Origin of the sequence: Methylobacterium sp. DB0501, assembly GCF_011043735.1 — a bacterium.
GTDB classification, from domain to species: domain Bacteria; phylum Pseudomonadota; class Alphaproteobacteria; order Rhizobiales; family Beijerinckiaceae; genus Methylobacterium; species Methylobacterium alsaeris.
The window spans coordinates 598,676-613,052 of sequence record NZ_JAAKGV010000001.1; the positions used below are offsets into that span (position 1 = coordinate 598,676).

Genomic DNA, 14,377 nt, shown 5'->3' on the forward strand with positions numbered 1-14,377 from the left:
GCGCGGGGGAGTCGACGGGTTCACATGCCTGAACGAAGCCGATTGCCGCATCGCGAACGCACTCGCCGCGCGATCGACCGGACATCGCATGGAGCGTCCCCTCGGGCGAACCCGCGGGGATCTTCGATCATGCCGCGCCGTGCGGCTGGAACGGATCGGCGACGATCGGCCAGAGCGGGCGCGCGGCCTTCGGCAGCCGCAGGGCGGCGAAGTCGGGATTCGCGCTGCCCGGCACGGCGACGTACCGGATGCGGTCGGCCCGCGGCGCGAAGGCGGCGTTGAAGTGCTGGGCCGACTTGACGAAGACGGTGGCGTAGTCGCCCAGGGACACGCCGAACTGCTCGAACGCCTCCGGGTGGAAGACCTGGGTGCGCAAGGCGTTGAGCAGGATGTGCAGGCCTCCCGCCTCGACCAGCACGCAATCGCCCATCGGCTGCTTGCCGTTGCCGTAGGTCTGGACCGCGTCGAGCCTGATCCCGAGCACCCGCACGGGGAGGTCCAGGGGATCGCCCGACATCGGGCCGGTCTTGCCGCCGATGCGCAGGGCCAGGCGGGCGCCGGGGCCGGCCTCGCGGCAGAGCCTCACCGAGACCGGATCCCAGATGCTGCCGATGGCGCAACGCGTCGCGCCGGCCTCGACCAGGGCGCGCAGCAGGAAGGTCGAATCGCTCGCCGAGCCGGCCCCGGCATTGTCCGACACGTCGGCGAGCACCGTCACGCCACCCTCGGGCGCAAGGGCGACCTGCACCGCCTCGTCGAGGGTCAGCAGCCGGTCGGTGGTTGCGTCGCGTAACCCCCACAGCTCGCGGGCGAGCGCGTCGGCCTTGCACCGGGCGAGATCCGGGTCGCCGTCGGTGACCGCCACCACCTTGGCACCGACATCCGGGATGTCGGCCCAGGGGAAGCCGTGGGCGAGCGACAGCGAGAGGATCCCGTCCCGCCCCTCCGCCGCGCTCATGCGGTCGACGAAGCCGCGGGTCGGCTGGTTGGGCGTGCGCCACACCGCCAGCATCCGGCAATCGGCCACCGCGATCGTCGGCCGGGTGCGGCCGGCCCGGGCATCGTCGCAGAGGAAAAACAGGTCGCGCGCCCGGTCGTCGACGTCGATATGCGGATATTCCTTGTAGGTCAGCAGTACGTCGGAGGCGGCCACGATCCGATCGGTCAAGTGGCAATGCAGGTCGAGCTCGACCCCGATCGTGACCGAAGTCCCCAGGATGTCCCGGGCGGCGGCGACCAGTTCGCCCTCGCAATCGTCCTGGGCCTCCGCGATCATCGCGCCGTGGAGGTTGAACAGCGCCATGTCGACCGGGCCCGCGGCCTTGAGGTCGGTCAGCACGCGGTCGCGCAGCTCCTCCCAGACGTCCTGCCGCGTCGGCCCGCCGGGCGGGGCGAAGGCCGCCAGGCTCTCCACCACCTCGTAGCCGGCCGCTTCGCCGAGTTGGCGCCAGACCTTCAGCGGCCCGGCGAACCAGTGCGCCGAGCGGCGGGACGCCTCGGCCTCGACGTAGAGGTCGTCCAGGAAGGCGGTGCGCCCGGTCGGGATCGGCGAGAAGGTGTTGGTCTCGGTGCCGAGCGCGGCGATGAAGAGTTTCACGGGTGGGGTCTCCCGGCTGGAGATGTCGTGAGAAAGGGGGGCGGGCTCCGTCTGTCCGATCCGGATCGGGTGTCGTTACTCCGCCGCCACGTGCACCCCCGGCCGCGTCCCGTCGTTCCACTTTCCCCCGATCGCCCGCTCGACCTGGGCGGCGAGCTGCAGGAGCAGCCCGTCCTGCCCCTGGCGCGCCTGGGCCTGGATGCCGAGGGGCAGGCCGTGCTCGTTCCAGGCGAGCGGCATCGACAGGGCCGGCAGGCCGCACAGGTTGGCCAGCGGCGTATAGGCGAAGTTGCGCCACAGGTTCTCGAACCAGGCATGGACCGACGGCTCGTCGCTCATCGTCAGGTACTCGGTCGTGCCGACCTTCGGCGTCGGCAGGGCGGTGATCGGGGTCAGGATGATGTCCCATTCCTCGAAGAAGGCGCCGAAGCCCCGCGCCGTGGTGTTGAACGCCGCCTGCATCGCCGTGCGCTCGGTGTAGGTCGCGTGGCGCCCGGCCTCCCAGATCCGGATGTTCATCGGCTCGACGAGGTCCTCGGGCGGCCGGTCGAGGCCCTTGGCGGCGATCAGCCCGTTGATCGTCTGGGCGAAGTTGGTGATGTAGCAGGTGGTCTGGGCCCGGAAGGCGGCCGGCAGGTCCACGGCCGGCAGGGCCCAGTCGACGTGGTGGCCGAGGCCTTCGAGGAAGCGCCCGACCCGCTCCAGCTCGGCGACGTGGTGCGGCACGGCGCGGTACTCGCCCCATTCGTGCGACAGCGCGATCCGTAAGGATCCCGGATCGCGCCCGATCAGCGTCTCGTAGGGCTCCGGCGCGGTCCAGTACGGCATGAACTCGCCCGGCGCCCCGCCGCGGCACCGGTCGACGAAGGTCGCGGTGTCGCGCACGCTGCGCGACTGGCAGCCCTGGATCGACACGATGCTGGTGAGGTCCGACCCGTAGGGCGCGATCGAGAACACGCCGCGGGAGGGCTTCAGCCCGAGATTGCCGTTGACGCCGGCCGGGATGCGGATCGAGCCGCCCCCGTCGGTGGCGTGCGCCATCGGTACCACGCCCGCCGCCACCGCGGCTGCCGAGCCGGCCGACGAGCCGCAGGTGGTGTAGTCGAGGTTCCACGGGTTGCGGGTGACGTAGACCGCCGGGTTCTCGGCCGAGCTGCACACGCCGAATTCCGGCGTGGTGGTCCGGCCGATCAGGTTGAGGCCGGCCCGGCGCATCTGCCCCGTGAGGTGACTGTCGCTGTCGGCGCGGTTGCCGCGCATCAGCAGCGAGCCCATCTCCTGCCGCCGGCCCTTCAGGGTCGGCCCGAGATCCTTCATCAGGAACGGCACGCCCGCGAAGGCGCCGTCGAGGTTCGTGCCGTCCCGGGCCGGGTCGGCGATGCAATCGTCGAACAGCTCGATCACGGCGCTGGTCCGCGGATTGACGCGGGCCACCCCGGCCGCCGCCTGGGCGGCGAGCTCGGCGGCCGTCACCTCCCCGGCGCGCACCCGCGCGGCGAGCGCGCAGGCATCGTGCTGCGCCCATTCCTCCCAGCTCATGGCGAGGGTCATCGTACTGTCCTGTTCTCGTTACTCTTCAAGTCGTACTGTCGTTTCAAGACGAGGCGCGCCCTCTCTTCCCTACGGCAGAGGGGATCCGGCGCGTCGTTCCCGGTCGTGTGCATCACGCGGGGGCCGCTTCCTCGACGTGCTCCGCCCCCCGCCCGAACTCCCGCCCCGGCGCCGCGTCGATCAGCGCCCGCGTGTAGGCCGCCTTCGGCCGCGCGAAGACCTCCGCCGTCGCGCCCTCCTCGACGATGCGCCCCCGCTGCATCACGATCAGCCGGTCGCAGATCTGCGCCGCCACCCGCAAGTCGTGGGTGATGAACAGGATCGCGAGGTCGAAGCGGCGCTGCACGTCGTCCAGGAGGGCGAGCACCTGGCGTTGCACCGAGACGTCGAGGGCCGAGACCGCCTCGTCGGCGATCAGGATCTCGGGCTCCATGGCAAGCGCCCGGGCGAGCGCGATGCGCTGGCGCTGGCCGCCGGAGAACTGGTGCGGGTAGCGGGAGAGCGCCGCCGGATCGAGGCCGACGAGGCGCATCAGGTCGCGCGCCCGCGCCGTCGCGGCCTCCGGGCGCGTGCCGAAATTCACCGGCCCCTCGACGATCGAGGCGCCGACGGTGCGGCGCGGGTTGAGGGAGCGGAACGGGTCCTGGAACACCACCTGGATCTTACGGCGCAACGGCCGCAGCCGGCGCTCGGGCAGGCGGGCGATGTCCCGGTCTCCCACCAGGATCTGCCCCCCGCTCGGGGCGATCAGCCGGGCGATGCAGCGGGCGACCGTCGACTTGCCGGAGCCCGATTCGCCGACGATGCCGACGGTCTCGCCGCGATGGATCCGCAGGGCCACGTCGGCGGCGGCGTGGACGGTGCGGGCCTTCCTCAGCAGGCCGCCGCTGCGATAAGTCTTGGCGAGGGCGGCGGTCTCGAGCGCCAGCGCACCCGTCACCGGCGGGCGCCGGGCCGGCACCATCGTCGGCACGGCGGCGATCAGCATCCGGGTGTAGGGATGTTGCGGGTCGCCCAGCACCTGCGCCGCCGGTCCCTGCTCGACGATGCGGCCGCGTTGCATCACCACCACCCGGTCGGCGATCTCCGCCACCACCCCGAAATCGTGGGTGATGAACAGGACGCCGGTGCCGCGCCGCGCCTGCATCTCGCGGATGAGCCTGAGGATCTGGGCCTGGGTGGTGACGTCCAAAGCCGTCGTCGGCTCGTCGGCGATGAGAAGGGCCGGGTCGAGGATCAGGGCGGCGGCGATCATCACCCGCTGGCGCTGCCCGCCGGAGAGCTGGTGCGGATAGGAGGCGTGCATCCGCTCCGGGTCCGGCAGGTGCATCGCCTCCAGCATCGCCAGTACCTTGGCCCGGCGCTCCTTCGCGCCCAGGTCGGTGTGGATGCGCAAAACCTCCTCGATCTGGTCGCCGACGGTCAGGACCGGGTTCAGCGCCGTCATCGGCTCCTGGAAGATCATCGCCATGCGGTCGCCGCGCAAGGCGCGAAGCCGCTGCGGGCTCGCGCTCAGCACGTTCTCGCCCAGCAGCCGGATCGATCCGGCGACGGGCTTCAGCACCCGGGCGAGCAGCCCCATCACCGAGAAGGCGGTGACCGACTTGCCCGAGCCCGATTCGCCGACGACGCAGACGATCTCGCCGGGAGACACGGTGAAGGACACCCCGTCGACCGCGCGGAGCCGGTCGCCGCCGCCCGGCAGCGCGATGGCGAGGTCGGAGACTTCAAGCACGGGCGGTTGGCGCACGGGCGGTTGGATCACGGGGGAGGGCGCGGAGGTCATCGGCCGGCCATCTTCGGATCGAGGGTGTCGCGCAGCCCGTCGCCCAGCATGTTCACGGCGAGCACCGTCAGGCCGAGGAAGATTCCCGGATACAGGATGGTGTGCGGATAGACCCGGAACAGGTTGCGCCCCTCCGCCATGATGTTGCCCCAGCTCGGGATCTCCGGCGGGATGCCGATGCCCAGGAAGGACAGCACCGCCTCGACCAGGATCGCCGAGGCGGCGATGAAGGTGCCCTGCACGATCAGCGGCGCGACCGTGTTCGGCAGGATGTGGCGCGCCATCAGGTGCGGCAGGCGGGTGCCGGCCATGATGGCGGCCTCGACATAGGGCTCTTCCCGTACCGACAGCACGATCGAGCGCACCAGCCGCACCACCCGGGGAATCTCCGGCACCACGATCGCCGCGATGACGGCGGGGAGCCCCGCCCGGAACAGCGACACCACCGCGATGGCGAGCAGGATGCCGGGGATCGCCATCAGCCCGTCCATCAGCCGCATGATCGGCCCGTCGAGGGGGCGGATGTAGCCCGCGATCAGCCCGAGCAGCAGGCCGACCGCCAGCGCCAGGGCCGCCACCGTGACGGCGATCACCAGCGAGATCCGGGCGCCGTAGAGGACGCGGCTGTAGACGTCGCGGCCGAGGCTGTCGGTGCCCATCCGGTGGCGGAAGGTGGTGGTCGAGCCGTCCTCGGCCCGGATCGTGCGCTCGTAGCCCGGCGGGCGGTTGCGGGTCGCCGGGTTGATCGCCGTCGGGTCGATCGTCCCGAGGAGGGGGGCGAGGAGGCCGATCAGCGCCATCGCCAGGAGGACGCCCGCGCTCGCCGCCGCGACGGGGTTGCGCAGGAGGCGCCGGGCCAGGGAGACGGAGGGCGGCGAGGGGAGGGCGGGGGCCGGCACGGCCGGTTCGGTGCTCATGGCGCGACGCTCACTGCCGGATCCGCGGATCGAACAGGCCGTAGGTCAGGTCGATCAGGAGGTTGATGAGGACGTAGATGCCTGAGAACAGCAGGATCAGCGCCTGGATCGTCGGGTAGTCGCGGGCCAGGACCGCATCGACGGTGAGGCGGCCGAGGCCGGGAATCGCGAACACGCTCTCGGTCACCACCACCCCGCCGATGAGGAGCGCGATGCCGATGCCCACGATGGTGACGATCGGCACCGCCGCGTTCTTGAGCGCGTGCCGGAACAGGATCTTGCGCTCGACCTGGCCCTTGGCCCGGGCGGTGCGGATGTAATCCTCGTTCAGGACCTCCAGCACGCTCGCCCGGGTCATCCGGGCGATGAGCGCGATGTAGACGACCGACAGGGTGAGCGAGGGCAGGACCAGCCGGTGCAGGTAGCCGCCCAAGCCCCCCGAGAGCGGCTGGTAGCCCTGGACCGGGAACCAGCCGAGCGTGATCGAGAAGACGTAGATCATCCCGTAGCCGATCACGAAAACCGGCACCGAGAACCCCAGCACCGAGACGCCCATCACGATCCGGTCGAGCCAGGAGCCGTGCCGGTAGGCCGCCACCACCCCGAGGGGGATCGCCACGCAGACCGCGATCAGCATCGTGGCGGCGGCGAGCGACAGGGTCGGCTCGACCCGCCCGAGGATCAGTTCGCCGATGCTCTTCTTGAAGAAGAACGACTCGCCGAGATCGCCCCGCGCCAGGTTGCCGATCCAGATCGCGAACTGCGCCGGCAGCGGCTGGTCGAGGCCGAGCTGGTGGCGCACCTGGGCGATCTGCTCGCTCGAGGCGTTGTCCCCGGCGATCACCGCCGCCGGGTCGCCCGGGGTGAGCCGCAGCATCAGGAAGACCAGAACCGCGACGATCGCCAGGACCGGGATGGCGGCGATGAGCCGCCGCAGGACGTAGCCGAGCATGGCGCGACGCTTACTTCTTCTTCTCGACGTTCCAGAACACCGGTGCGGCGGCGGTCAGGATGCCGGTGATGTTTGTCCGCGCCGCGATCGGGATGTAGAACTGGCCGAGGGGGACGTAAGGCACGACCTCGCGCCAGCGCAGCTGCACGGCCTCGGCGATCGCCTTCTGCTTGGCGGGATCGACCTCGCGGGCGAAGTCGTCGCGCAAGCGCTCCATCTCGGCATCGCACGGCCAGCCGAACGGAGCCTTGTCGCAGCTCATGTTCACGAAGCTCGACATGACGGGATTGAGGATGTCGGCCGAGACCCAGGAGGTGTTCATCAGGTTCCAGCCGCCCTTGTCGGCCGGATCCTTGCGCACCCGGCGCGACACCACGGTCTGCCAGTCGGAGGATTGCATATCGACCTTGAAGCCGCCCTTCTCGAGCAGCTGCTTCGCGACGGGGCCGAGATTGGTCAGGGTCTGAAGGTCGGTCGAGTGCAGGAGGACGATCGGCGTGCCGTCGTAGCCCGCCTCCTTCAGCAATTGCTTCGACTTGGCGAAGTTCGACTCGAGCAGGCCGTCCATGCCCTTGTCGGTCGCCATCGGCGAGCCGCAGACGAACAGCGCCTTGCACGTCTTGTAATAATCGGGATCGCCGACCACCGCCTGGAGGAAGTCGGTCTGGTTGAGGGCGTAGGTCAGGGCCTGACGCGCCTTCGGGTTGTCGAAGGGCTTGATCAGGTGGTTCGGCCGCATCGCGTATTGCAGGCCGAGGGGATTGTAGTCGACGAGCGCGACGTTGGAATCGCCCTTGAGCAGCGGGATCAGGTCGTAGGCCGGCTGCTCGATCAGGTCGATCTCGCCGGCGAGGAGGGCGTTGACCGCCTGCTGCTGGTCGGAGACCGCCAGCCACTCGACCCGGTCGAGCTTGACCACCTTGCCGCCCGCGAGCCCCGAGGCCGGCTCGGAGCGCGGCTTGTAGTCCTTGAACTTGGTGTAGACGATCTTGTCGCCGGGCTTCCACTCGTCCGTCTTCATGACGAAGGGGCCGGAGCCGGTGAAGTCCGAGATCTGCTGGTTCGGATCGGTCTCGGCGACCCGCTTGGGCATCATGAACGGCACGTTCGAGGACGGCTTGGCGAGACCGAACAGCAGCAGGCCCGTCGGCGACTTGAGCGTGACGGTGAAGGTCTTCGCGTCGTCGGCCTTCATGCCGTCGACGAAGCTCATCAGCTTCTGGCCGAGCGAGTCGCGGGCGGCCCAGCGCCTGATCGAGGCGACGCAATCCTCCGCCGTCACCGGCTTGCCGTCATGCCACTTGAGGCCGTCGCGCAAGGCGAACGTATAGGTCAGGTTGTCGGGCGAGACCGTATAGGTGTCGACCATCTGCGGCTTGACCTGGCCGTCGGCGTCGAGCGCGAACAGCGTGTCGTAGATCATGTAGCCGTGGTTGCGGACGATGTAGGCGGTGGTCCAGATCGGGTCGACGATCTTGACGTCCGAATGCATCACCGCCTTGAGCGTCTGCGCCGGCGCGGTTCCGGGGGCGAGCAGGGCCGCCGATGCGGCGAGGAGGCCGAGAACGGACCGACGAAACGCCATCAAGTTGTCTCCTCGCAGTGTCGCCGCCCGTGCGGCCGTCGAAAACCGAGCGTCGGGTCGAACCGCTCGCGGCGGCATCCATGCAATCGCCAGACCAGCCTGCCCGTCCGATGCGGTGCAGATCGGGTTCGCCGAAGACCAGGGCGCCGGCCAATATCGGGAAAGCAGAGGCGGGATCCGGCGGGTCTTGACGAGATCCTGCCGCTGCTGACGCGTGCAGGATGGGCGAGCCCGCGCGGGCTGACTACGACGAAAACGTGCGAGGGGTGCACCGTTTTGCGTGGTACTCCCTCGGCCGCCTGAGCCCGCCCGGCAGGCTGCCGCCCTCCGCGCCGTCCCGGGGTCGCGCAGCGGTTCTGAGATCACGGCGAGCCGGTCGAATCCGGCGGTCCGACTTGCCCTGACGGCCGCCGGGTTTCCCCACCCTCACGGCTGCACCCGCTCCAGCGCGGCTTCCAGGTCCCGGCGCAGGCGCTCGGCGGCGAAGCTCGGCTGGCGGTCGGCGGGCACGCACAGGTCGAGGGAGGTCTCGACCGGCATCGCCTCGGGAAAGGGCACCGCCGCCATCGTGCCGGCGGCGATCTCGTCGGCGAAGGCGGCGCGCGGCAGCACCGCGAGGGCGCCGGCCTGCAGGATCAGCGCGCGCTGCACGGCGAGGGAGGCGGCCTCGAAGGTCGGCACGATCCGGCACCCGGCCTCCGCCGTCGCCCGGTCGATGAAGGTGCGCACGCCGAATTCCGGCCCCGGCAGGACCCAGCGATACGCGCCGAGCACCGCGCAGGCCGCGCCGCCGGCCTGCGTCACCGGGTGGCCCGGCGGGGCGATGATGAATTGCGGCAGCCGCACCCGCCGCACCACCGCGATGGCCTCCGAGGCCGGGGCGAAGAAGGTGAGGGCGAGGTCGCAGGACGCGTCCTCGATCGCCCGCACCGCGTCCTTCGCGGTCCCGGTGCGCAGCCGGGCGCGGACATGGGGGTGACGGGCCGAGAACGCCGCCAGCACCGGCACCAGGATCGCCGAGGCGACGCCCTCGGCGGCATGGACCCCGACGAGGCCGCCACGCAAGCCCTTGAGGTCGTCGATCAGGCGGGCGACGTGGTCGAGCTCGTTGATCGTGCGGTCGAGCTTGGCGGCGAGCAACTCCCCCGCCGCGGTGAGCCGGATGCCGAGCGGCCCACGCTCCAGCAGCGGCGCGTCCATGTAGTATTCGAGCTGCGAGATGTGCCGCGCCAGCACGTTGGGATGGATGTCGAGCTGGGTGGCGGCGTCGCGCAGCGACGTGCAGCGGGTGACGACCGCGAAGTAGTGGAGGGCGACGATCTTCGCCATGCCGGAGCGCGACCTCGACGGACATCACGCCGGGGGGCGGCAGCCCCGGCAGGACAGTGGCCGGATGATTGAAATCTGATACGAAACAATCACTTAGTGTGACCAAGACGAGCCTTTGTGTCACAGGTGCCCGCCGCGGCGCAATCCCCCGGCGGCTCTGGACCGTGGCGCCGGTGACCTGCCGGCTGCGCCGCGGCGGGGGTTGTCCCCCGGGCGGGTCGGTGTCGCGCCCTGAGCGCCCGCCGGGCGAGGACGTCGGTCGCGGCCTCGACCGTTTCGCGGCCTCGCGTGAGAGCCCCTGCCGGGAGCGTCGCCCGGGGCGGGCGGCCCGGGATGGCTCTGCCGGTCCGGACTCTCATGGTTCTGGATTCTTACGGGTCCGGCCCCGGCGGGTGATCTGAACGGGCGTGAGGTCGCCGATGGACGGAAGGCGGTGGCGTCGCGTCGTGACCGCCGGGCGCCTGCGGATGCGCGTCCACAGTTCGCAACGGTCCAACGCATTGTTTTACGGTGACGTTGAGGCATACTCCCCCGGAACTTCCTCCCCGGGGCAGCGGGGCTCTCCAACCCCCGATTTCGTCCCGTATGGCTTCGACGATACATCCAGGGCTCGGCGACCACGATCGCTTCGACGCCGAGGCGGCCCGCGCCGACCCGGCCCTGTTCCGCCGCTTCCTCCCCGAGATCGCGCACCGCACCACCGGCGAGGTGCTGGCCCATCCGGACTTCGCGCGGTTGCGCCGTCGCTACGTCGTCGACACGATGGCCAGCTACGCGACCGCGGTCTTTCCGGGCGGATTGCAGAGCACCGCCTACCGGTCGGCCGCCGTCGGGGCCATCGTGTGCCTGCACGCGGCCTACGACCCGGACGACCGGGCGACCTGGCCGACGCTGAGCCGCCTCAAGCAGGCGGTCGCGACCTTCGACCTGTCGAGCCCGCGGCAGGTCGACGATTTCGTCGCCCGCCTGGTCTCGACCGGATACGTGGCCCTGCAGCGGCCGGCTTGCGACGGGCGGCTGCGGCTCCTGCGGGCGACCGAGAAACTGCTGGCGTGGGACCGGTCGGCGACCGCATCCTATTACGGCGTGCTCGATGCGCTCTACCCGGATGCCGGCGGGCGTGCCGCCCTGGTCCAGGATCCCGAGTTTCAGGCGGTAAGGAATGCCGCCGCGACAACGATATTCCACATCATCGGACACTTCATCGCCGAAAACCGCGACCTGCTGCCCTTTCTTGCCATGTATAATGGTGCCAGAGTGCTGATGTTGCTGGCAGCCCGAGCGGAGGATGGGCTCGAGTGCGATGGAATCGACCTCGAATTCCTCCAGGAAACGTTCGGCGTGTCACGCTCGCACGTCCGTAACATCCTGTCGGCGGCCGAGGCCGGAGGCCTCCTCGCCTGGTCCGGCCCGGACCGCCGAGCGCCTCGCCTGACGCCCCGCGGCCTCTTCGCCGTCGACCGCTTCATCGCCGACACGCTGTCGTCGAACGATATGAGCTACCGCATGGCCCGCATGCGGATGGGTCTGGACCCCGGGCGGCCTCCGGGCGACTGAGCCGGGCGCCTCTCGTCCCGCGACGGCCGCCGCCGTCGACCGCGGATCACCAGCCCAGCTGCTGAATCCATTCCCCGAGGAGCAGACTCGTGCGGGACTGGCCGGGACCGGCCCCCTGCTCGGCAGCGGCATCGCGCGGCAGATAGCCGAACCGCCGCCGGAACGCCCGGCTGAAGGTCTTCTCGTCCCAGAAGCCCGTCGCGTAGGCGACGCTCGAGATGCGTGGGCGCCCATCGGCGGCCGGATCCGTCAGCATCCGCATCGCCTGGGCCAGGCGGCGGTTGCGGATGTAGCTCTGCACGCCGTCATCGGCGGCGAACTGGCGGTACAGCGTCGCCCGCGACAGGCCGAACCGGGCGCAGATCATCTCCGGGCCGAGTTCGGGCACGCCCAGATTGTCCTGGATGAAGGCCCGGATCGCGAGGCTGGTGCGCCGCTTCGTCGTGGCGACGTCCCCGGCCGGGCTCGGGAGGGCGGCGGCGCACAGGGAGGCCGCAGCCTGGGCGACGCCGGGCGCCTGCTGGGCCGTCAGGTCCTCGCAACTGGCCACCACATCGCCGAGATAGGCGGCGAAGAGCTGCGTCACGCGGTCATCCGCGACGCTGAAGCGGTGGCCGTGCAGGGAGTCGACGAGCCCGGCGCGCGCGCCGAGCAGCCCCCGCGGAACCAGGATGTTCGTGGCAGCCACCGCAGAGGACGAGATGGTGACCGGCTGGGCGAGGTCGTAGAGGACGAAGTCGGACGGATTGATCCTGGTTTCCGACCGGTCGGTTCGTATCGTGCTCGTGCCGCTGCGATAGAGTTGGATCAGCACGTGGTCGACGCCCTGGCGCTCCACCATGCGGGCGCTCCTCTCGAGCCTCTGTGCCGGGGCCGACACCTCGCCGACGAGCACCGATCCGAGATTGTAGCTCCGCATCCCCACCGACGGACCCGCATGCGTCTCCGGCACCGGATAGGCCTCGAAGACCGGCGCGAGGTGCTCGGTCCAGGATTTCCAGGACGCGACCGGATCGGGATCCGGCACGAAGCGATCGACGGGGATATCCGGCATCATCATTGTTTAATCTAGAGTCATATTGCAGCCTTTACTCCGGCATCCGGTCGTATGCGGACGCACTTACTTGCGTTCGCAATCGGTGCAGTCGCATAGGCGTTGGCTCGCGTAAGTTCTGCTGTACCGCTTCCATTCCGTGACGGCAAACGCCGGCGGCGGCAAAATTTGCGACGATCTTCGTTTTTAGTTAGATCTTGGCGACGGGACCTGGTGATCCTGCGACGAGACGAATTCTCACATGGGTCATCCTTAGAATTTCAATCACCGGCCGGCTCGGCGCCTCGTTCGGCATCGACGGCCCGGGCGCCCGGGAGGTGCCGCTTGCCGGCGCCGGCCTGCCGGGCCTGTCGCGCCAGGGCGCGCGGCCGGAGTTCCAGAAGTTGGAGGCCGCGCTCGCCGCCACCCGGCCGCTGGCCGGGCACCTGACCCTCGACCTCCGGGCGCGACCGACCAGGTCGGAGAGAGCGGTCTCGTCAACGGCGACACGCTCTCAGGCGGGCTCGCCGCTACGGCCGACGTGCGCAGCAGCTACGGCATCGGCCGGGGCAGCCTGGCGGCATCGCCGAACTACGCGGTGAGCTACGTCGGAGCCGACCTTTCGGTCACGGCTCGTCCGCCGACCCTCACGGCGGACACGCAGTCTCGTGTCTACGGCGACTCCAACCCGGCTCTGACCTGCCGGGTCGGCGGACGTGGTCTCGTCCACGGTGATACGTTGACCGGCACGCTTGTCACCCCGGCTGACGGCAATAGTCTTCCGGGACAATACACCCGCAACCGGGGCTCGCTGACGGCTGCTGCAAATGACGGCGTCACCATCTCGGAGCCGACATCACGATCACCCCGAGACCTGCAACCTCGTTCCCGGCTACCGTCCCTCGATCAGGGGCAAGCTTCGCGAGCATCGTCCAGCGCGTATCCACCGTCACGCCGGCATTTGCCGGACAATCGTCCCAGCTCGCTCCCGGTCTCCTCCGGCTGATCGCCGTCGCAGCGTCGGTGCCGGCACTTGCCCAGTCCCGCGCTCCAAGCCGCACCCGGCGCCGTCGAGCAGTCCGTTCGAGGGCGACGACGTCTCAGGCCAGCGCGAGATGCAGGGCCTCCTCGACCCGTCCGCGCTCGCCGGCGTCCAGGGGCGGCTGCGGCGGGCGCAGGCACGGATCCGGGATCGCCCCGAGGTGATGCAGCGCGTGCTTGAGCCGCGCCGTCGCCCGGCCGCCCGGCGCATCGCGGTAGATCGCGACCGCGAGCGGATACAGCGTCTCGTGGAGCTGCCGGGCCTGCGCCCAGTCACCCGCCTCGGCGGCCGCCCAAAGGGCGGCGACGAGGTCCGGGACCACGGCGGCCAGGGAGACTTGGCTCCCGACGCTGCCGATCAGGTAGCTCGTCAGCAGGTGCTCGTCGCCGGAGCCCAGCACCTTGAAGTCGGCGCGCAGGCCCGTGAGGAGGCGCAGGTTCGCCTCGTACTGCGCCACTTCCCAGCTTCCCTCCTTGATCGCCACGACCTGCTCGATGCCCGCGAGGCGGCGCAGCGTCGCCGCGTCGTACGCCATGGCGCCGGCCCCCACCGGCGCACCGTAGAGCATCAGCGGCAGGCTCGTGGCGGCCGCAACCGTACGGTGGTGCAGCATCACGCATTCGGGGTCGTGGCCGAGCGCCCAGCTGTTCGGCGGGAACACGAGCAAACCGTCGGCTCCGGCCCTCTCGAAGGCGGCGGCCTCCCGCGCCGCCTCCAGGCTCGATTCGGCGTTGACCCCGGACACGAGCAGGCAGCCCTCGGGGACGACGCGGCGCGCGGCCTCGATCACCGCGACCTTCTCGGCGCGGTCGAGGACGAAGTTCTCGCCGGCATGACCGTTGAGGAGGAGCCCGCGGATGCCGGGCCGCGTCGCGACGGCGTGCAGGTGTCGTTCGAGGGCGGGCAGGTCGAGGGCGAAGTCGGCGCCTCGCATCGGCACGATGGTGGCCGCATGGATGCCCGCGAGGCGCTCGGAGAAGGAGAGGGGGGACGATGACGCGGGCGCGCGAAGCGGCTGGGGCACGGCA

General features: G+C 70.4%; 11 protein-coding genes and 1 pseudogene. 3 read left to right on the forward strand and 9 right to left on the reverse strand.

Annotated features, from left to right (window positions below; translation table 11 throughout):
* Window positions 1-127: 127 nt before the first annotated feature.
* The 7 genes from G4G93_RS36545 to G4G93_RS02815 form a co-directional block, all read right to left on the reverse strand.
* Complete coding sequence (locus tag G4G93_RS36545) at window positions 128-1,597, reverse strand: M81 family metallopeptidase (RefSeq protein ID WP_165080920.1); 1,470 nt, start codon at window positions 1,595-1,597, stop codon at window positions 128-130.
* Window positions 1,598-1,672: 75 nt separating this feature from the next.
* On the reverse strand, window positions 1,673-3,148 hold the full coding sequence (locus G4G93_RS02790; protein WP_165080922.1) for an amidase: 1,476 nt from the start codon (window positions 3,146-3,148) through the stop codon (window positions 1,673-1,675).
* Between the two features lie 112 nt (window positions 3,149-3,260).
* Window positions 3,261-4,934, reverse strand: a complete 1,674-nt coding sequence (locus G4G93_RS02795; protein WP_165080924.1) for an ABC transporter ATP-binding protein — start codon at window positions 4,932-4,934, stop codon at window positions 3,261-3,263.
* Window positions 4,931-5,851 carry an ABC transporter permease gene (locus tag G4G93_RS02800; protein ID WP_165080926.1) on the reverse strand — a complete coding sequence of 307 codons (921 nt, stop codon included), beginning with the start codon at window positions 5,849-5,851 and terminating at the stop codon, window positions 4,931-4,933. The genes G4G93_RS02795 and G4G93_RS02800 overlap by 4 nt, the downstream gene beginning before the upstream one ends.
* A gap of 10 nt (window positions 5,852-5,861) precedes the next feature.
* Entirely contained in the window at window positions 5,862-6,803 is a 942-nt protein-coding gene (locus tag G4G93_RS02805; protein WP_165080928.1) for an ABC transporter permease, read from the reverse strand.
* A gap of 10 nt (window positions 6,804-6,813) precedes the next feature.
* Entirely contained in the window at window positions 6,814-8,388 is a 1,575-nt protein-coding gene (locus G4G93_RS02810; protein WP_165080930.1) for an ABC transporter substrate-binding protein, read from the reverse strand.
* Between the two features lie 426 nt (window positions 8,389-8,814).
* Entirely contained in the window at window positions 8,815-9,717 is a 903-nt protein-coding gene (locus G4G93_RS02815) for a LysR family transcriptional regulator (protein WP_165080932.1), read from the reverse strand.
* A 585-nt stretch (window positions 9,718-10,302) separates the two neighbouring features.
* Here G4G93_RS02815 and G4G93_RS02820 point away from each other — a divergent pair.
* Window positions 10,303-11,274 (forward strand): hypothetical protein, encoded by a 972-nt coding sequence (locus G4G93_RS02820; protein WP_165080934.1) that lies wholly within the window; start codon window positions 10,303-10,305, stop codon window positions 11,272-11,274.
* Window positions 11,275-11,320: 46 nt separating this feature from the next.
* On the opposite strand, the gene G4G93_RS02825 is transcribed toward G4G93_RS02820, so the two are convergent.
* Window positions 11,321-12,334, reverse strand: coding sequence for a helix-turn-helix domain-containing protein (locus G4G93_RS02825; RefSeq protein ID WP_165080936.1), 1,014 nt, complete (start codon window positions 12,332-12,334; stop codon window positions 11,321-11,323).
* Between the two features lie 469 nt (window positions 12,335-12,803).
* Between G4G93_RS02825 and G4G93_RS36685 the strand changes: the two are divergent.
* Window positions 12,804-12,917, forward strand: a pseudogene (locus tag G4G93_RS36685) (hypothetical protein); the annotation flags it as partial.
* Entirely contained in the window at window positions 12,906-13,313 is a 408-nt protein-coding gene (locus G4G93_RS36690) for an MBG domain-containing protein (protein ID WP_395413628.1), read from the forward strand. The pseudogene G4G93_RS36685 and the gene G4G93_RS36690, both read left to right, overlap by 12 nt.
* Window positions 13,314-13,407: 94 nt before the next feature.
* On the opposite strand, the gene G4G93_RS02835 is transcribed toward G4G93_RS36690, so the two are convergent.
* Window positions 13,408-14,373: a dihydrodipicolinate synthase family protein gene (locus G4G93_RS02835; protein WP_312891650.1), complete on the reverse strand. Its 966-nt coding sequence runs from the start codon at window positions 14,371-14,373 to the stop codon at window positions 13,408-13,410.
* Window positions 14,374-14,377 lie beyond the last annotated feature (4 nt).